The 18,210-nt window shown below is 58.6% G+C and carries 19 protein-coding genes; 6 read left to right on the top strand and 13 right to left on the bottom strand.

What is annotated here, in order from left to right:
- Window positions 1-77: 77 nt before the first annotated feature.
- The 5 genes from ACR0AA_RS02045 to ACR0AA_RS02025 form a co-directional block, all read right to left on the bottom strand.
- The gene (locus ACR0AA_RS02045; RefSeq protein WP_480660550.1) at window positions 78-1,163 is read right to left on the bottom strand and encodes an ABC transporter ATP-binding protein; all 1,086 of its coding nucleotides are present in this window, start codon (window positions 1,161-1,163) and stop codon (window positions 78-80) included.
- Window positions 1,164-1,243: 80 nt separating this feature from the next.
- The gene (locus ACR0AA_RS02040; protein ID WP_480660552.1) at window positions 1,244-2,290 is read right to left on the bottom strand and encodes a methyltransferase domain-containing protein; all 1,047 of its coding nucleotides are present in this window, start codon (window positions 2,288-2,290) and stop codon (window positions 1,244-1,246) included.
- Window positions 2,291-2,395: 105 nt separating this feature from the next.
- Window positions 2,396-3,508 carry a DNA alkylation repair protein gene (locus tag ACR0AA_RS02035; RefSeq protein ID WP_480660554.1) on the bottom strand — a complete coding sequence of 371 codons (1,113 nt, stop codon included), beginning with the start codon at window positions 3,506-3,508 and terminating at the stop codon, window positions 2,396-2,398.
- Window positions 3,509-3,510: 2 nt separating this feature from the next.
- A complete protein-coding gene (locus ACR0AA_RS02030) occupies window positions 3,511-4,290 on the bottom strand; it encodes an SDR family oxidoreductase (RefSeq protein ID WP_480660556.1) in 780 nt (259 codons plus the stop codon).
- A 70-nt stretch (window positions 4,291-4,360) separates the two neighbouring features.
- Entirely contained in the window at window positions 4,361-4,723 is a 363-nt protein-coding gene (locus ACR0AA_RS02025) for a SnoaL-like domain-containing protein (protein ID WP_480660558.1), read from the bottom strand.
- Window positions 4,724-4,832: 109 nt separating this feature from the next.
- Here ACR0AA_RS02025 and ACR0AA_RS02020 point away from each other — a divergent pair, with 109 nt between their 5' ends.
- The 3 genes from ACR0AA_RS02020 to ACR0AA_RS02010 all read left to right on the top strand — a co-directional run bounded on the left by ACR0AA_RS02020 (window position 4,833) and on the right by ACR0AA_RS02010 (window position 9,114).
- The gene (locus ACR0AA_RS02020; RefSeq protein ID WP_480660560.1) at window positions 4,833-6,440 is read left to right on the top strand and encodes a peptide chain release factor 3; all 1,608 of its coding nucleotides are present in this window, start codon (window positions 4,833-4,835) and stop codon (window positions 6,438-6,440) included.
- Window positions 6,441-6,641: 201 nt separating this feature from the next.
- Window positions 6,642-7,571 (top strand): glycosyltransferase family 2 protein, encoded by a 930-nt coding sequence (locus ACR0AA_RS02015; protein WP_480755337.1) that lies wholly within the window; start codon window positions 6,642-6,644, stop codon window positions 7,569-7,571.
- Window positions 7,572-7,755: 184 nt separating this feature from the next.
- Window positions 7,756-9,114, top strand: a complete 1,359-nt coding sequence (locus ACR0AA_RS02010) for a DEAD/DEAH box helicase (protein WP_480755336.1) — start codon at window positions 7,756-7,758, stop codon at window positions 9,112-9,114.
- On the opposite strand, the gene ACR0AA_RS02005 is transcribed toward ACR0AA_RS02010, so the two are convergent.
- From ACR0AA_RS02005 to ACR0AA_RS01995, 3 genes are read right to left on the bottom strand one after another with little or no spacing between them, the layout of a single operon-like run.
- The gene (locus ACR0AA_RS02005; RefSeq protein WP_480660566.1) at window positions 9,111-10,013 is read right to left on the bottom strand and encodes an EamA family transporter; all 903 of its coding nucleotides are present in this window, start codon (window positions 10,011-10,013) and stop codon (window positions 9,111-9,113) included. The genes ACR0AA_RS02010 and ACR0AA_RS02005 overlap by 4 nt on opposite strands.
- A 21-nt stretch (window positions 10,014-10,034) precedes the next feature.
- On the bottom strand, window positions 10,035-10,919 hold the full coding sequence (locus tag ACR0AA_RS02000; protein WP_480660568.1) for a fatty acid desaturase: 885 nt from the start codon (window positions 10,917-10,919) through the stop codon (window positions 10,035-10,037).
- Window positions 10,912-11,115: a DUF2061 domain-containing protein gene (locus ACR0AA_RS01995; RefSeq protein WP_480660569.1), complete on the bottom strand. Its 204-nt coding sequence runs from the start codon at window positions 11,113-11,115 to the stop codon at window positions 10,912-10,914. The genes ACR0AA_RS02000 and ACR0AA_RS01995 overlap by 8 nt, the downstream gene beginning before the upstream one ends.
- Before the next feature lie 107 nt (window positions 11,116-11,222).
- Between ACR0AA_RS01995 and ACR0AA_RS01990 the strand changes: the two genes are divergently transcribed.
- Both ACR0AA_RS01990 and ACR0AA_RS01985 read left to right on the top strand, forming a co-directional pair.
- A complete protein-coding gene (locus ACR0AA_RS01990) occupies window positions 11,223-12,086 on the top strand; it encodes a helix-turn-helix domain-containing protein (protein WP_480660571.1) in 864 nt (287 codons plus the stop codon).
- A gap of 93 nt (window positions 12,087-12,179) precedes the next feature.
- On the top strand, window positions 12,180-12,362 hold the full coding sequence (locus ACR0AA_RS01985; RefSeq protein WP_480660573.1) for a hypothetical protein: 183 nt from the start codon (window positions 12,180-12,182) through the stop codon (window positions 12,360-12,362).
- Between the two features lie 6 nt (window positions 12,363-12,368).
- On the opposite strand, the gene ACR0AA_RS01980 is transcribed toward ACR0AA_RS01985, so the two are convergent.
- The 4 genes from ACR0AA_RS01980 to bcoG form a co-directional block, all read right to left on the bottom strand.
- Window positions 12,369-13,130 carry an SDR family oxidoreductase gene (locus ACR0AA_RS01980; RefSeq protein ID WP_480660575.1) on the bottom strand — a complete coding sequence of 254 codons (762 nt, stop codon included), beginning with the start codon at window positions 13,128-13,130 and terminating at the stop codon, window positions 12,369-12,371.
- Complete coding sequence (locus ACR0AA_RS01975) at window positions 13,127-14,593, bottom strand: carnitine 3-dehydrogenase (RefSeq protein ID WP_480660577.1); 1,467 nt, start codon at window positions 14,591-14,593, stop codon at window positions 13,127-13,129. Before ACR0AA_RS01975 ends, ACR0AA_RS01980 begins: the two co-directional genes overlap by 4 nt.
- An 8-nt stretch (window positions 14,594-14,601) precedes the next feature.
- Entirely contained in the window at window positions 14,602-14,931 is a 330-nt protein-coding gene (locus ACR0AA_RS01970) for a hypothetical protein (RefSeq protein WP_480660579.1), read from the bottom strand.
- 63 nt (window positions 14,932-14,994) lie between these two features.
- Entirely contained in the window at window positions 14,995-15,909 is a 915-nt protein-coding gene (gene bcoG / locus ACR0AA_RS01965; RefSeq protein ID WP_480660581.1) for a 3-dehydrocarnitine:acetyl-CoA trimethylamine transferase BcoG, read from the bottom strand.
- Between the two features lie 133 nt (window positions 15,910-16,042).
- Between bcoG and ACR0AA_RS01960 the strand changes: the two genes are divergently transcribed.
- Window positions 16,043-17,029 (top strand): GlxA family transcriptional regulator, encoded by a 987-nt coding sequence (locus ACR0AA_RS01960; protein WP_480660583.1) that lies wholly within the window; start codon window positions 16,043-16,045, stop codon window positions 17,027-17,029.
- 73 nt (window positions 17,030-17,102) lie between these two features.
- On the opposite strand, the gene ACR0AA_RS01955 is transcribed toward ACR0AA_RS01960, so the two are convergent.
- Window positions 17,103-18,149 (bottom strand): aldo/keto reductase, encoded by a 1,047-nt coding sequence (locus tag ACR0AA_RS01955; protein WP_480660585.1) that lies wholly within the window; start codon window positions 18,147-18,149, stop codon window positions 17,103-17,105.
- Window positions 18,150-18,210 lie beyond the last annotated feature (61 nt).

Raw genomic sequence — 18,210 nt, 5'->3', positions numbered from 1 at the left:
CGCGCGTCGGCAAGCAAAGGGCACGTGCAATCTGATGCTTTCGCGCACCACTTGGGTCAAAACTGTGACTTCAGACCCTATTTCGGGAAAACAAAGCACCTGTCGCGGCGGATGGTCAGCCACATAACCCGCCCCGAACTTGGAACAAAAACATTCGGCACGGTGGCCTTCAGGATCGAGCCGTCATGGTCCATCCGGAACTCAACGAGGCTCTCATTGCCGAGGAACCGGGCCCGTTCGACAACACCACGTGCGGCAACACCGTCAGTGGGCGTCGGCAGCGGTCCCTTACCGTTGCGGTCAAAGTCCAACCGGACGTGCTGAGGACGAAAGACGATTTCAACATCCGTGTTATCCGGAACACCCGGCGCCAGGAATTGCCCAAAAGGGGTTTCGGCCAAAGCTCCATTCACTTTGGCCCGCAAAACATTGACATCGCTGAAAAATGCTACCGCTGCCTTGTCTGCCGGTCGCGTATAAACGTTGTAAGGCGCGCCTTGCTGCACGATCTTGCCGCGTCGCATCAGGGCGATTTCGTCGGCCATACGCATCGCCTCTTCCGGCTCATGCGTGACCAGTACGACGGCGGCATCCTCTTCTTTCAGGATCGCCAGCGTCTCATCCCGAATGCCGTCCCGCAAACGGTTGTCGAGGCCCGAGAACGGCTCGTCCATCAGCATGATCCGTGGTCGCGGAGCCAAAGCGCGGGCCAGTGCAACACGTTGCTGTTCACCACCGGACAGATGATGCGGGAAGTTGTCGACGAACCGCATCAGGTCGACCTTTTTCAGCAGTTCTTCAACGCGGGCACGTTTCTCGTCCCGATGCCCTTTCAGTCCGAAAGCCACATTGTCGGCAACGCTCAGATGGGGAAACAGCGCAAAGTCCTGAAACATCAGGCCAATCTCGCGCCGTTCGGGTGGCACGCGGAATACCGTGTCGCAGATCAGCTTACCGTCGACATAGATCTCGCCGGACTCCTGCATCTCGACCCCGGCGATCATGCGCAGCGTGGTGGACTTACCGCAGCCAGAAGGCCCCAGCAGGCACGTCACCTGCCCCGCCTGCACGGTCAGAGAGACGTCATCCACGACAACGCGCCCCTCATACCGGGCGATCAGATTTCGGATTTCCAGTCGAGGAGGAGTAGCGTTTTCTGTCACCGATGGACCCCGTTGCCTTTCCCGATCAAATCCATCGGGCTTGGGCGGGGATAACAACCCCGCCCGTCAGGCGCAAGAGATCAGCAGCACCCGCCGGTTGCTGCCTCCCCCATTGCTTCAAACGGGCTTTCGCCGCCGCAGCCTTCGAAAATTCCGTAATGGGTCGAGAAATCGCCGATGAGCTCGAAATGTCGCGCAAAACGCGTGTCTTTCAGCATCATCCAGGTGTTGCCGCAGACCGGAAAGACCTTGCCTGCCTCTATCGCGTGGTGATCATCCAGTTCGAAGACATGCGGCGCATTCGATATCGTGCCCTTGTAGATCACGGCCTGACCGTAGTCCTCGCAAGCAGGCTCCAACTCTGGCAGTTTGAACAACCGGTACGTGGCCGAGAGGAATTTCAACGGTGCCACCCGTTCCTCAAGCACCGGATTTTCTATGGTCAGCGGGCGATGGGTCACTCGACGCGGGTCACCGAACCCGGCCTTGCGCGAGATGGTCAGGAAGTCATTCCAATACAGCGCCCCTGAGAGGCATTCGCCATAAAGCACCTCATCCTCGGCCATTTCCTTGGGCACGCGGCGGTCTGCATAGACGTCAGAGAAATACATCTCGCCGCCGTCTTTCAGCAGACGATGCGCGCCGCGCAACACAGCCTCTTTGTCAGTGGCTAGGTTGATGACGCAGTTCGACACGATGATATCAAAGGAACCGGGCTCCAGATCGAGCGCATCCAGTTTTTCGATATAGCCGAGGTGGAATTCGACGTTTGACGCGCCATGTCCAAAGGCTTGCGCGTGATAGTCTTGGTGAGCACGGGCGACATCCAGCTGCTCGGGCGTCATGTCGACGCCGACCACACGGCCCTTTTCGCCCACCATCGCGGACAGGGCGTAAACGTCCCTTCCGGCGCCGCACCCGAGGTCCAGAATACGCATCCCTTCAAGGTCCAGCGGCGCGATCAGGCCGCAGCCATAATAACGGGTCAGCACTTCATCGTGGACTTTCGACAGGATCTTTTTGAGGTGATCGGGCATGTCATCAGGTGTGCAACACGCGTTTGTCTGCAAGTCGTCACTGCCCTGCAGCACTTCGCCATAGTAATTCTGCACTGCCTCATGCTTCATCGCGGTTTTCCTTTTTCCCGGTGGCTGCAAAGCAGCTAATGCACCGCACCGCCCGGTGCAATCCGGGCGCGAACATTCTGACGAAAGCGTGAGAAAGTGTTGGTGTCAGGCCAACAGATCGAATTCAACACCTGCGCGCACTTTGCCGTTCACCTGGATCTCAAGCCGGTGCGCGCCGGGAACCAGTTTGAACGTCGTCGCGTCACCCTTCAGCTTGTGCTTTTTGCTGAGGGTCAGCGTTCGGTCTTTCAACTCGGACTGTTTCAGCTTGTGAACTTTAGGCGAAGTTTTTCCGCCAGGGCGTTGAAAGTGAACAATATAGTCGACAAGAACAGGGTGATCCTCTGCGCCGTTTAGCGTGACGTCGAACTCAAGTGCGCCGCCAATCCGAGCCTCACCATTGATCTTCACATCCACTGCAATCTCGGCGTCCGGGTCAAAGCCAAGCATCGCCATCGCTCGCGGATGCCCCGCTTTCACAAGGCCGCGCAGGGTATGCGAAGTTATCCAATCCAGTTCCGCCTGATCCTGCTGAGCTGAGCGTGCCCAGCCTTGCAAACGATCCAGCACCAGATCCGGGTTCTTTTTGGTAATGTCATTGAGATGGTTCGCCACCGACCGCGTGACGTAGCGCGTACTATCCGAATGCAGTTGGTCCAGCAATGGCAAGGGATCCGTCAGTTCCAACCCAACCGCCTGCCCCCAAGGCAAGCGCGGGCGTGTCCCCTCGCTGACCAGTCGGCGCACGTGATAGCTGTCATGCGCACACCAATCTTCCATCTGCGCTAACACCTGTTGGGGATAGGCGTTAAGGAATGGACGAATGGCCCATTCCATCGAAAACCGCTGAGTCAGCTCTGCAAGAACGTCCAAAGACTGATCCGGATGATCCATCCCAACGGACACGACCCAACCCCCCAGTGGCGCGAAGATGAAGTCACCGAAGTCATCATCCGTCTTTTCGGGGTCCAGTGGAGGAGGCAGCGCGCGCAACAGGACCGGGGCGATGGCCGGTAAATCTCCGGGCACTGAGCTTTGCAGACATTCGGCGATCCAAGCCATACGCTCTTTCAATTCCAGATCCAGCAGGCGCGACATGACCTGTGCCTGGAATGCTTCCGCGTCAAAGGTTGGGTCTGCGCCAGCAAAAAGTCCGGCCAGATAACGGGTCTTTTCTGCGTTAAACAGCTGGTCTTTCAATGAAAAATTCTGAGCCATCTCTACATCGTCAGGTTTGTGGCGCCGCCATCCAGCAGAATGTTCTGCCCAACGATGAAACCGGCATGTTGCGAGCACAAGAACGCACAAGCTGCACCAAACTCGTCCCGCGTTCCATACCGACGCGCGGGGATAGTCGCCGCGCGCGCTGCGCGGGCCTCGTCAATCGAAATCCCTTTTTCCTTTGCCACGCCGCCATCCAGCGAGTTCGCACGGTCTGTGGCGTGGATACCCGGCAGCAGGTTGTTGATCGTTATCCCTTTGGGTGCGACCTGGCGCGCTGTTCCGGCAACGTAACCGGTCAGACCTGTACGAGCTGCATTCGATAGTCCCAGCGCCGGGATCGGCGCGCGCACCGATTGCGAAGTGATGTTGACCACCCGGCCCCAACCCTTGTCCATCATGCCCGGCAGAAGTGCCTTCATGAACGCAATCGGCGTCAGCATGTTGGAATCCAGCGCCTTGATAAAATCGTCGCGATCCCAGTCCGACCACAGGCCCGGAGGCGGCCCACCTGCGTTTGTTACAAGGATATCAACGCCCTGCGCCGCTTCGATCACCTGCGCCTGCCCCTCGGATGACGTCACATCGTAAGCCACCGTCTGGACCTGTACGCCGTGTTCCGCGCGAATACGCTCAGCCGACGCCTCCAAGGCTTCAGGACCTCGCGCGTTCATCACCAGATCAACTCCGGCAGCGGCCAGAGCCTCGGCACACCCCAAACCCAGCCCCTTACTGCTGGCACAGACCAGCGCGCGTTTTCCTTTTATCCCAAGATCCATCTGATCCTCCCTGACTTTGCCGAAACATCTAGCACCAGCCTTTCAGGGAAGACCAGCGGCCGATCATGGATCAGTAAAAGAACTCTTCGCGCACGATTTTACCGTCCGCGACGTGGTAAACGGCGACTTCACGCATATCAAAACTGTCGCCGCTTTCCTTCATTGTGCCTTTCACCTCAAAGATCACGGCAAAGCGGTCGTCACCATGCAGTAACGGATCACTGACTGATCCGCCGGTAACTTCGGTAGAGTTTTTCCACCATTCCTGCTTACCGCGGATCGCGTCCCGGCCATGAGCCTCGCGACCAATACCCAAGGCATCGACGGATTCGATCGAAACGGCATCGGCGGCATAAAGCTTGTCCAGATTTTCCATCGCCCGGTTTTCCCGGCATCCGGCAACGAGCTCTTCGGCAATTTCTTTAATATTCATCACACCCCTCCATCATTTGTTCACTATACGTTCTCATTGCCATATACGGGCGATTCTGAACAGTCCCTTTGTCTTGCCTCGGCAGGTTTCCCCGCATATACGCGCGTTCATGCTTGATACCGCCTCGAACCAACCCGTATTGCCGCCCGAGATCGCCCGGCGCCGGACATTCGCCATCATCTCGCACCCGGATGCGGGCAAGACGACGCTGACTGAAAAGTTCCTGTTGTACGGGGGCGCGATTCAGATGGCCGGTCAGGTGCGCGCCAAGGGTGAGGCACGGCGGACGCGCTCGGACTTCATGCAGATGGAGAAAGATCGGGGCATCTCGGTCTCGGCATCGGCCATGTCGTTCGACTATGACAACTTCCGGTTCAATCTGGTGGATACGCCCGGTCACTCGGACTTTTCCGAGGATACCTATCGCACGCTGACCGCAGTGGACGCCGCCGTCATGGTTATCGACGGTGCGAAAGGTGTGGAAAGCCAGACGCAGAAGTTGTTCGAGGTCTGCCGCCTGCGCGACCTGCCGATTCTGACCTTCTGTAACAAAATGGACCGCGAAAGCCGCGATACGTTCGAGATTATCGACGAAATTCAGGAAATGCTGGCCATTGATGTGACCCCCGCAGCGTGGCCCATCGGTGTGGGCCGCGATTTCATCGGCTGCTATGACATGCTGCGCGACCGGTTGGAACTGATGGACCGCGCCGACCGTAACAAGGTCGCCGAAAGCATCGAGATCAACGGGCTGGACGACCCGAAACTGGCCGAGCATGTGCCCGAACACCTTCTGGAAAAGCTGCTGGAAGAGGTCGAGATGGCGCGCGAGTTGTTGCCCAAGCTTGATCCGCAGGCGGTACTTGAGGGGCATATGACTCCGATCTGGTTTGGCTCGGCCATCAACTCGTTCGGCGTGAAGGAACTGATGGAGGGCATTGGTGCCTACGGCCCACAGCCGCAGATCCAATCCGCCGAACCGCGTCAGATCGCGCCCGATGAGAAGAAGGTCGCCGGCTTTGTGTTCAAGGTGCAGGCCAACATGGACCCCAAGCACCGCGACCGAGTTGCTTTCGTGCGCATGGCCTCGGGCCATTTCAAACGCGGCATGAAACTGACCCATGTGCGGTCGAAAAAGCCGATGGCAATCTCGAACCCTGTCCTGTTCCTCGCCTCCGACCGCGAACTAGCCGAAGAGGCCTGGGCCGGCGACATCATCGGCATCCCCAACCACGGCCAGCTGCGCATCGGCGACACGCTGACCGAAGGCGAAGCGCTGCGGGTGACCGGCATCCCGTCCTTCGCACCGGAACTGCTGCAAGGCGTCCGCGCAGGCGACCCGATGAAGGCCAAGCATCTGGAAAAAGCCCTGATGCAATTCGCCGAAGAAGGCGCGGCCAAGGTGTTCAAACCGTCCGTTGGTTCCGGCTTTATCGTCGGCGTCGTTGGCGCGCTGCAGTTCGAAGTGCTGGCCAGCCGGATCGAGATGGAATACGGCCTGCCCGTGCGGTTCGAGGCATCTCAGTTCACCTCTGCCCGTTGGGTCAGCGGTGACAAGGCCGAGGTCGACAAGTTCGTCAACGCCAACAAGCAGCACATTGCCCATGACCACGATGGCGACATCGTCTATCTGACGCGCCTGCAATGGGACATCGACCGGGTTGTGCGGGACTACCCAGAGCTGAACCTGACCGCCACGAAAGAGATGATGGTGTGATGCTAATGGCCGATTGCACACGCGTTAATGCCTGTGCAAGCTTACGCGCATGAGTGATGAATCTCTGTATCTTTCGGGGCGTATTCCAGGCACTGTGCGCGAGCAATGCAATCTGAGAAAACTGTTTGAATTCAGCGTCGAATCGCCCGACGCTTATCTTGGCAACTCCCGTCGTCACAGCGTCATTTGGCAGGTTCGGGCATGACGACTTGGGGGATCGTGTCCATGGTCCGCGGGTCCACCGAGGACATCCTTAGGTTCGCGGCACATCACCTCGATCTGGGCGTAGACTACATGTACATCTACATGGACGAGCCCAACCCGGAAGCTCACAAAGCGCTTCGCAAACACCCGAAGATCAGAGCGCGAATCTGCGATGATGCGTTCTGGGAGAAACGCAACCGAGTCCGGCCGGAAAGGCATCAGGTTCGCCAGACGCTGCATGCGACTTTTGCCTATCGCAACACCGATCTGGATTGGCTGGCCCATATCGACGTTGACGAATTTCTGTCGTCCTCAAAACCCATCCGGGAATTGCTGCAATCCGTCCCGTCCAATACCCCAGCTGTCCGCGTCCGCCCTATGGAAGTGATGGTCGGCGGAGACGACCTGTACAAGGCCCATATCCCAGCCGGCCCGGGCCGCTCGGCGCTTGTGCAGTCGCTTTACCCCAACTATGGGGAATTTGTTTTGGGCGGGTTTCTCAGCCATGTTCAGGGCAAGTTGTTTGTCCGAACCGGGCTGGAAAGACTGAACTTTCGTATCCACAATCTGTTTCAAAACAAAGAGCTTTTGCCCTGCAAATTTGAATTGCCCGGGTTGGAGTTGTGCCATCGCCACGCCGTGGATTGGGACCATTGGATGGCTCACTATCAATTCCGGATGGAGCGGGGCTCATACCAACCCGGTATGTCACCCAATGTCCCCCGTGAGCTGGGCGGTTTGAACAAAAATGAACTGTTTAACTGGATTGAAACGGAACAGGGCATAGACGGCCTGCGCGCATTCTTCGATGAAATCAGCGGTGCAGACCCGGACGTACGGGCACGGCTGCAAGAGTATGGCCTGATCCGGCACAGACCGCTGGATCTGGATGCGAAGATTGTGAAACACTTTCCCGGAAGCTGCTGAATTGTTGCGAAAAATCTGCAGCGGGAATTGGTGACATCAGGTTAAGGGGTCTTCATTTGACGCTGCCCCACGATTTTGTTATGTCCGCGCAAAGCCGAAATGTGCCTGACAGCGCATGGCCATCCGGGCCCGGCATACCTTTGACGCGCGGGCCAGGTTTAGTGTCCGCATGAACCGGACATACATGACAAAATTTAACGAACTGAACCTGAACCCGAAGGTCCTCAAAGCCATTGAGGAAGCAGGATACGAAACGCCCACTCCGATTCAGGAGGGCGCTATCCCCCCCGCGCTTGAAGGGCGCGACGTGCTTGGGATTGCGCAAACCGGCACTGGCAAGACCGCCAGCTTCACCCTGCCCATGATCACCCTGTTAGCCCGTGGCCGTGCACGCGCACGAATGCCGCGTTCGCTGGTACTCTGCCCGACGCGGGAATTGGCGGCACAGGTGGCCGAAAACTTCGATACGTACTCCAAACACCTGAAACTGACCAAAGCGCTGTTGATTGGCGGAGTCAGTTTCAAGGAGCAAGAAGCGCTGATCGACCGCGGCGTTGACGTACTGATCGCGACGCCAGGCCGTCTGCTGGACCACTTCGAACGCGGCAAGCTGTTGCTGACTGGCGTTCAGATCATGGTGGTGGACGAAGCCGACCGGATGCTGGATATGGGCTTTATCCCCGATATCGAACGCATCTTCTCGCTGACGCCCTTCACGCGCCAAACCCTGTTCTTCTCGGCCACCATGGCGTCCGAGATTGAGCGGATTACTGACACCTTCCTGTCAGCCCCGGCCCGGATCGAGGTTGCTCGTCAAGCCACCGCGTCCGAGACCATCGAACAGGGTGTCGTGATGTTCAAAGGCGGTCGCCGCGACCGCGAGGCCAGCGCCAAGCGCAAGACCCTGCGCGCGCTGATCGACGCCGAGGGTGATAAGTGCACCAACGCGATCATCTTCTGCAACCGTAAGACAGACGTGGATATCTGCGCGAAATCGCTGAAGAAATACGGCTATAACGCTTCAGCCATTCACGGCGATCTGGATCAGTCACAACGGATGAAGACACTGGACGGGTTCCGCGATGGCTCACTGCGCCTTCTGGTGGCGTCTGATGTGGCCGCGCGTGGGTTGGATATCCCGTCGGTGAGCCACGTGTTCAACTTCGACGTCCCCGGCCACGCCGAGGATTACGTACACCGCATCGGTCGTACGGGCCGGGCTGGACGTGAAGGCAAAGCCATCACCATCTGCTCAAAGCGTGATGAAAAGGCTCTGGATGCGATTGAAAAACTGATCCAGAAGGAAATCCCGCGGATCGACAATCCGATCAAAGAAGAGCCCAAGGACGAAGCGCCGAAGCCCGAGAAGAAAGCCAAACCTTCCGAAGGCAAAAAGAGCGAGGCCAAAAAAGCCGACCGCAAAAAGGACAAGGACTCCAAAGGTCGCGGTCGCCGCGATGACGGTGGCGCCGCGGTTGTGGGCATGGGCGATCACCTGCCCAGCTTCATCGCTCTGAGTTTTGATGAGCGTCGGGCAGGCTAAATAGCCAATACCAGTGCCAGTATCGAGGCACCAAGCAACGTCATCCCGGCGATCTCACGCCGGGTGATGCTTTCCCTGAAAAACAAGATCGAGGCAAACAGGCTGAGGATCAACTCAACCTGCCCCAATGCTTTGACGTAAGCCGCGTTTTGCAGCGTGAAGGCGAAAAACCAACAGAACGACCCGCACAGGCTGGTCAGGCCAACAAACACGCCGGTCCTGCGCGTGTCCCATACCGCACGCAGTTCTGCTCTGTCGCGCCACAACAACCACAGACCCATGCTGAAGAACTGGAACGACACCACGACGGCCAGCGTGATCAATGCGCGGTACCAGGCATCGATATCCCCCAGTTCCAAGGACGCGCCGCGATAGCTGACGGATGAGAAGGCAAACAGAACGCCTGAGCCCAACCCAAGGCGTGATGCCCGATTGGTGAGGTTTTCCCACCAAACCCCTTCCCCACCGGGATTTTTCGACAAGAGTAACACAGCCATCAATCCCAGAATGATTGCGAACAACGCGCCGGAAGACACCTGATCGCCCAGGATCAAGAACCCGACGATCGCGGTCTGGATGACCTCGGTCTTTTTGAACGTGATACCCACCGCGAAATTGCGCTGTTTGAACAAGGCAACCACACAGATGGTCGCCAAAATCTGCGTGGTCCCGCCGATCACCGCAAACAGCCAAAAACGCCCGGTCAGGGACGGCAGGCCGAAACCCGTTATCTGCATCGCCACGACCAGGCCCAAAACTGCCAGAGGCATCGAGTAAGCAAAACGGGCAAAGGTCGCACCAGCCGCTGAAAGCTTCACGGTGCTCAGAGATTTCTGCAGCATGAACCGCACGGTCTGAAACGCGGCAGCGGCGATAGTGACGGGAATCCATAAACTCATGGATTCCCTTGTGTCTTCAAATCAGCCCTTTGGCCAGAGCGGATGCTGGACCGGGTCTTTGGCGCGCCAGAAATAGGACCGAAAGATCTCAGCGTACGAGCGATAGACATAGGCTTCGTTGCTGGCCAGATAGCTGTCCTTACCGGCGCGATAGAGTGCCGGCAAACGATACCATGGCGCGCCCGGGTTCATGTGATGAACAACGTGCAGGTTGTTGTTTAGAAACAGAAATGCTAGCAGGCCGCGATCTTCGACAATAACCGTTCGCGCCCTTGATTCCTCATGGGCGCGGTGCTCAAGGAAGGTACGAATCTTGACCAGCCCCAATCCGATATAGGCCGACAGAACAAAGGCCCAGATCGGCATCGGAGACTGTGCGACAATCCACAAAACGGCGACCACCCCGAGCAGATGTAGCGCCCATGCCAGCAGAATGTCGCGATCCCCGCGCAGCGCGCCGCGAAGCTCATCCCGGAAGAACGTGTATTGTCCGATAGCGGGGCCTAGCACGATACGCCCGAACAGCGTGTTGTTCGCGGAAAGCAGCCATTTCTGCCAATCAGCCAGAGTGTTCCAGACCTTTGGGTCAAGATAGTTCGACTCGGGGTCGTCATAGGGATCGGTCAGGGTCGAGTCCCGATGGTGCGCCAGATGCAGGTCCCGGAACCTGTTGTAGGGAATGAGCAAGGTAAGCGGCAGCGCCATCAGCGCTTCGTTCAGCCAACGGGTGCGAAATGGATGTCCATGCAGCGCCTCATGCGTCAGTGACGAGTGCAGCGCCGCGACAAGCCCCATTGCCGGAATGGCCAGCCATACGGGCAGCGTGAAAATCACCGCCAACCATGCCGCATAGCAGGCCAAAATCAGGGCAAAGGTGCCCCACTCGGGTCCCGGCCGCTCAGACATTGCGACCCCATGTGATTCCGGCCCAAACACGCTCGTAAATCACGTAAAGAGTCAGCCCAATTGCCGTGTTCACAACGGCCAGTGTCCCTCCGACTGTCGCTGAGCCTGTAGCGACCAGCCCAACCAGAGTCATCATGACCAGGCCCATTGCATTCCACACCACTGCTTTCACGACAGATCTTCGTCGCGTTTCCATTCCGTCACCCATATTGTTGTTATATTTTGAGAATTACGTATCTGGGCCGGGGTTGAAAATTCTGAATATGATTAACAAAACTCATCACTTGTGATATTTTTCATCATATGACGGATAAAATAGACAAACGAGACCGCGCTGCGCAGTTCAGGCTACGTCTTGCCCGCGCCATGGAGGAACGACAGGTCAGCCAAAGCGCGCTGGCGCGAAATATTGGCGTCGATCGTTCAACTGTGTCACAGCTTTTGACCGGAGAAGGTGCGCGGCTTCCGAACGCGCATGTGGTGGGCAGCTGTGCCTCGGCGCTGGGGGTATCTGCGGATTGGTTGCTCAGCCTGTCTGATCGACCTGAAAGCGCCGCTGAGTTGCTGGCGAGTTCCCTGAGCATGACCAAGGCCCCACGCGCGCTGGTTGATGAGCGTATTTTCGAATGGCACAAAGAAGCTGCGGGCTACAAAGTCCGGTATGTTCCGGCGACCTTACCGGACATGTTGAAATCCCGCGCCGTGCTGGAATGGGAATACGCCCCACATCTGGGCCGGACAGCGGATCAGGCCATTGGTGCCTCGGCAGATCGTCTGACATGGATGCGCAGCGCACAATCCGACTATGAAATCGCGATGCCGCTGTATGAGGTCGACAGCTTCGCCCGCGCGACTGGCTACTATGAAGGGTTGTGCCCGAAAATCCGTTTGGACCAGATCGATCACCTGCTTGAGGTGTGCGAGCAGCTTTACCCCCGTCTGCGCATCTATCTTTTCGACGCCAAACGCCTGTATTCCGCGCCGGTCACGATTTTCGGTCCCCTGCTTTGCGTGTTCTATGCGGGCAGCCACTATATGGCGTTTCGTGACCGCGACCGGATCGAAACTTTTACCCGTCATTTCGACACATTGGTACGCGAAGCGGATGTGACCGCGCGGGATTTTCCCGAACACCTCAGGCAATTACGAGCGGCAATCCCCGCCTGATAGCGTTCCCATGATGCGCAAGCCACCAAGGTGTGATATCGTCGCCTGGCGCGAACTTTCGGGCATTCCGATTACAGACGGAGGACCACAGGAATGGACGCATTAAAAACCGCTCAATACGCTCGGGCGCTTTATTCGGCCCACGGTGATCAGGCCGAGGCGGAAGCTGCACAGAAAATGCGCGAGTGTGAAGCCGCCGGGAATATGCAACAGGCCCGGGATTGGCAGGCAGTCCGCCAATCCATCCGCCAGATTCGCGGGCCCAATCAGGGCTGAAACCGCTTAAACCTTTGGGTCGGGGTTAACCGTATGCCCGTCGACGGCAATCACTTGCCCCGACACCAGCCGTGCTGCGTCAGACGCAAGGAACACGGCCATATTGGCGATATCGTGGCCTTCGACAAAGCGCCCCATTGAGGTGCCCGAAGCATAGCCTTCATAAACCTGATCGCGGGTCATGCCTTTGGCATCGGCTTCGCGTTGCAGCACACCTTCCATCCGTGGGCCTTCAACTGCGCCGGGACAGATGGCATTGCATCGCACGCCATGTGGGCCAAGTTCCATAGCCAGCGTCTTGGCCAGCCCGATCATCCCCCATTTAGCAGCCGCATAAGGTGCCCGGTTGGGGTAGCCGTATTGCCCAGCGGTCGAAGACGTGATCACGACCGCGCCGCTACCTTGCCGCTTCAGCAGTGGTGCCGCGTATTTCGAGCAAAGAAACGCCCCTTCCAAGTTGACCGCAAGGCACAAGCGCCAGTCATCCAGAGCCACATCCTCGACCAGGGCCGTCGGTCCTGCGATCCCTGCGTTTGCACATAGGGTGTCCAAGCCGCCCCATTCGGCCTCAATGTCCTTGAACAGAGCGGCCACGGCATCCTCGTCCGCGACATTGGTCACGGACCGTTTCCAATGGGTTGGGCAATCAGACAGAGCCTTCTGATCAACATCCGCCACCCAGACCTTGGCACCGGCTGAATCAAATGCCTCGGCCATGGCACGACCGACGCCCGAGGCGCCAGCCGTGATCAGAACGCGCCCGCTCATGCCGGTTTGCGAATCGCAGCGCCCGCACCTTCCGGATAGGGCAAATCGGCCTGCGCTTCTGCAATCCGGACCATCGCCGCCTCGATCTCGGCCGACGGGGCACTAGGGCGACGGGTTTCAAGGCTGACATGCAGCAGGAAGCTTTCGCCTGTGGCCAGCAGTTTGTCGCCTTCATACATGCTGTGGAACACGTGCAACTTCTTGCCCTGCCCCAACAGCATCTGCGTGCGCACTTCGATCTTCGCGCCAGCGTTTACTTCATCGATGTAACGGATGTGGTTTTCAGCGGTGAAGTAGCTGCCGCCCGATGAAATGTAATCCGCATCGCAGCCGATAATCTCCATGAAACGGTCGGTCGCCGCGGCGAAGGCCTCAAGATACCGGGCTTCGTTCATGTGGCCGTTGTAGTCCGTCCAGTCCAACGGCACCGCGCGTGACAGCGTCAGGATCGGCTGACTCAAATCGGCCTGTTCCATCGTCGGCAAAGCACCTGGTTTCAGCGCAGCATCGTGCTGGTTCAACACCGCGCCCGCACCATAGTTCTGCGCCTTCAACGCGCGCATCATGCCCACCAGGTTGTTGTCGCGAATACGCTCCAACTCGCGGATTGAGTGCATTCCGGACTGTGCATCCGACTGATCGGCGATCATGTCGACCAACTCATCCGTGAATTCCGGCACATCCATCAGCTTGGTCCACGGCCACTTCAGAGCCGGGCCGAACTGCGCCATAAAGTGCCGCATGCCCGCCTCACCGCCAGCCACGCGATAGGTCTCGAACAGCCCCATCTGCGCCCAGCGGATGCCAAACCCCATACGGATCGCTTCGTCGATTTCTTCCGTCGTTGCGATACCGTCTTTGACCAGCCACAGCGCCTCACGCCAGACGGCCTCGAGGAACCGGTCGGCAATATGTGCGTCGATCTCTTTTTTGACGTGCAGTGGGAAAAAACCAACCGATTTTAACAGGTCCTGCGCCCGCTCAACCATCTCGGGCGGGTTCTTGTCGGTCGGCACCAGCTCGATCAGCGGCAACAGGTAGACCGGGTTGAACGGGTGCGTAACTACGATCTGTTCGGGACGCAGCGCGCCGTCCTGAAGTTCCGACGGTTTAAACCCACTGGTCGAAGAGCCGATGATCGCATCCGCGTCACATGCTTCTTGCAAGCCTTTATAAACCTTCAGCTTCAGGTCCAGCCGCTCCGGTACGCTTTCCTGAATCCAAGAGGCACCTTGTACAGCATCTGCCATCTCATCATGGAAGGTCAGCGTGCCTTCAGCTGGCAATGGCACGTCACTCAGCCCCGGCAGAGACCGCCGTGCATTGTCCAGAACCTCGCCAATCTTACGCTCGGCCTCTGGGTCCGGATCGAACACCCGGACATCCCAGCCGTTAAGCAGAAACCGGGCGGCCCATCCGCCGCCGATCACACCACCACCGATGATAGCTGCTGTTTTTGTCATATCTTTTCCTAGTCGATACAGATCACCAGCTCGCGCCCCGTCTCATCCAGATGCGGAATGCATCCGAACTGCGGCGTGACCGCGCTGCATTGTTTGGTCTCTGACAGGCAAAAGCCCTGGCAGTCCGAACCTGTTTCACAGGTCTTGCCCGCATCTGCTAACGACAGGATGCACACATACTGCTGCGCTTTACCCGCAACCTCGTAAGTTCCGTCTTTGGCCTCGCAAGCCTGCCTTTCATTCTGGACTGGCTCAACCTCCGCCTTGTCATCCGTTGGAAGGCAAGCCGCCAGAAATCCTGCTCCGACAAGCACCACACACCGCGACATCACTTTCATGAGTTATTCCTTCAGTTGATGCCCCGGTGTCTTGGCTTTGCGAAAACTCTGCAAGGCGAAGTTTCAGCCCTTCGGCGCCCGCTTCACCAGCCCCAGCTTCTCGCGCACTTCCTGCGCACCGATCACCCGCGCACCCATGTTCGAAACGATGGTGTTGGCGCGTTCAACCAGCTGCCAGTTTTCCGCCAAAACGCCTTTGTCCAGCCACAGGTTGTCCTCGAGCCCGACACGCACATTGCCGCCAGCCAGCACCGAAGCGGACGCATAGGCCATCTGATTCCGGCCTAGCGAGAAGGCGCTGAACGTCCAGTCGTCAGGCACGTTGTTGACCATCGCCATGAAGGTGTTGAGATCATCCGGTGCGCCCCACGGTACGCCCATACACAGCTGAACCAGCGCCGGGCTGTCCAGAATACCGTCTTTAACCAGTTGCTTTGCGTACCAAAGGTGACCGGTATCGAACGCTTCGATCTCGGGCTTCACGCCCAAGTGCGTCATCATCCGCCCCATCGCCTGCAGCATGCCTGGCGTGTTGGTCATGACGTAATCGGCTTCGGCAAAGTTCATCGTGCCGCAGTCCAGGGTACAGATCTCGGGCAGACACTCGGCCACGTGCTCAACGCGCGCGGCTGCTCCAATCATGTCGGTTCCATCTTCGCGCAATGGCAGCGGAGATTCGGTGGGGCCAAAGACCATGTCACCGCCCATACCCGCAGTCAGGTTCAGAACAACGTCGACCTCGGCCTCGCGAATGCGGTCGGTTACCTCGCGATACAGGTCCAGACGCCGGCTGGGCGCACCAGTTTCGGGGTCGCGTACGTGGCAATGTACAATAGCCGCCCCGGCCTTAGCCGCAGCGATCGCGCTTTCGGCGATCTGCTTCGGCGAACGCGGCACATGCGGGCTGCGATCCTGTGTTCCGCCCGAGCCGGTGACGGCGCAAGTGATGAAGACTTCGCGGTTCATTTCCAGTGGCATGGTGTTTTCCCCAACTTATACCCGGTTTTGACCCAAGTTATCCTCAGGCTTCTCCCCGGATTCCGATTTGCTTTCATACCCGACTCTGGCGCAGCCTTGTGCAAACAACTTGCCAGAATGCGAATCGAACTTGATGAAATCCGCAAAAAACATACTCCAGCCCGAACATCGCGCCCTGAAAACGGCCGTGCTGGTTCTGGATGAATGCAACACGCTCAGCTTTGCCTCGGCTGTCGATCCAATGCGCGCGGCCAACCGGCTGGCGGACCGCCCGGCCTTCGACTGGGACTACGTGACCGCAACAGCGGAACCGGCGATGCTGACCAGCGCCCTAAATGTGCCGGGCATTCCGCTGGCTAGGCTCCAGGGTTGCGACCTTATGATTGTTGTCGCCGGATTCCAACTGGCGCGCCACGCAACCCCCAGCCTGTTGGCTGGCTTGCGCCGTATTGCTGGAACCGGCGCCACCATGGCCGGGATCGACGGAGGACCCTGGCTGCTGGCCGAGGCCGGCCTGCTGAACGGTCATGCCGCCACCACTCACTGGGAGGATCTGGACAACTTCGCGGCCCGCTTCCCTGACGTCGATGTCCGTCCGGATCGTTTCACCGTTTCCGGCAATCGGCTGACCTCTGGCGGGGCAATTCCGGCGGTCGAGATGATGCTGCACATCATCGCCGCACGCCACGGGGCGGGTTTCGCTGCCCGCGTGTCAGGGTTGTTCCTGTACGATGGTGCGCCCAGCCCATCGAAACCGCAAAGCCGTACCGGCGCACCACATCGCCATACCGCGCTAACTGCCAAGGCAAATACCTTGATGGAATCGTCTCTGGATGAACCCCTGCCGCTGGCGGACATTGCCCATACGCTGGGCACCAGCCCGCGCACTCTGCAGCAACAATTCCGCCTGCGCCTGAACACGACACCACAAGATCACTACCTGCAACTGCGTCTGGCCGAAGCGCGCCGCCTGGTCACCGATACTGACATGCCTCTGATGGACGTGGCCCTGGCCACCGGCTTTGGCTCACAGTCCAGCTTCGCCCGCGCCTTCCGGACAGCCCATGGCCTTTCGGCCCGTGACCTGCGTCAGGATCGCGCCCAGCCGACACATCACTGACAGGATCCCCTTCATCTGGCCCCAAATACCTCGGGGGAGGCGCGCAAAGCGCGGCGGGGGCACAGCCCCCCCCCTAAAACGGCATCGGATTTGCGCGGTGTGCGACGCTGATCTCTTTCAGAATCTCATCGGTCAGTTGAAGGTCCTTACCCGCCAGAATGTGCTCTAGCTGCGCCACAGTGGTCGCTCCGAAAATGGCCGACATCATGAACGGCCGCGTCCGGCACCACGCCAGCGCCATATGGACCGGGTCCAGACCGTGCCGCCGGGCGATCTCCAGATAGGCATCGACCGCGTCGAACACGCGGTCGTACTTGCGGCCGCCCATTGTCGGGACCAGAGACATGCGGGACCCATCGGGCACGACATCATTCTGGTATTTGCCAGTCAGGAATCCAGCCGCCAGGGGCGAGAACGCCATCAGCCCCACATCCTCGTGTACGCTCAGCTCGGCCATATCAGTGTCGAAGTGGCGGCACAGCAACGAATACTCATTCTGGACCGATGCAACGCGCGGCGTACCCACCTGTTCGGCCAGACGCAGCCATTGCGCCGTTCCCCAGGCGCTTTCATTCGACAGACCAAACGCGCGAATATTGCCCTTGTCGACCTGTCGCTGCAGGGCTGAAAGGCATTCCTGCATGTTCGCCAGCACTTCGTCGGTGTTGTGACCGGACGGCGCGTAATCCCAGTTCTGTCGGAACATGTAGCTGCCGCGATTGGGCCAGTGAAACTGGTACAGATCGATGCAATCCGTCTGCAGCCGCCGTAGCGAGCCCTCGATGGCCTCGGGGATTGTCCGCGCCGTAATGGGTGCCCCGTCACGCGCATGCATGAAACCGGCTCCGGAGTGTTTTGTGGCCAGAATGTACTCACCACGCCGTGCAGAATTGGCCGCGTTCCAGTTGCCCAGAATCTCTTCGGTTCGTCCGACTGTCTCTTTGGAAACCGGGTTCACCGGGTACATTTCGGCCGCGTCGAGGAAATTGATCCCGGCATCCAGCGCCATATCGATCTGAATATGCGCGTCCGCCTCAGAGGTTTGCGTGCCAAAAGTCATCGTGCCAAGGCACAGATCCGTCACCTCGATCCCGGTGCGTCCCAATGGGTTCTTTTTCATCTCAAAATCCTTCTGCTCGCAACGGTGGGCACCCTAAAGCAGAAGACCGCCAGAGCAAGGG

This window comes from Ruegeria sp. CE8 (assembly GCF_056537465.1).
This window is presented reverse-complemented; position numbering and strand designations above follow the sequence as displayed.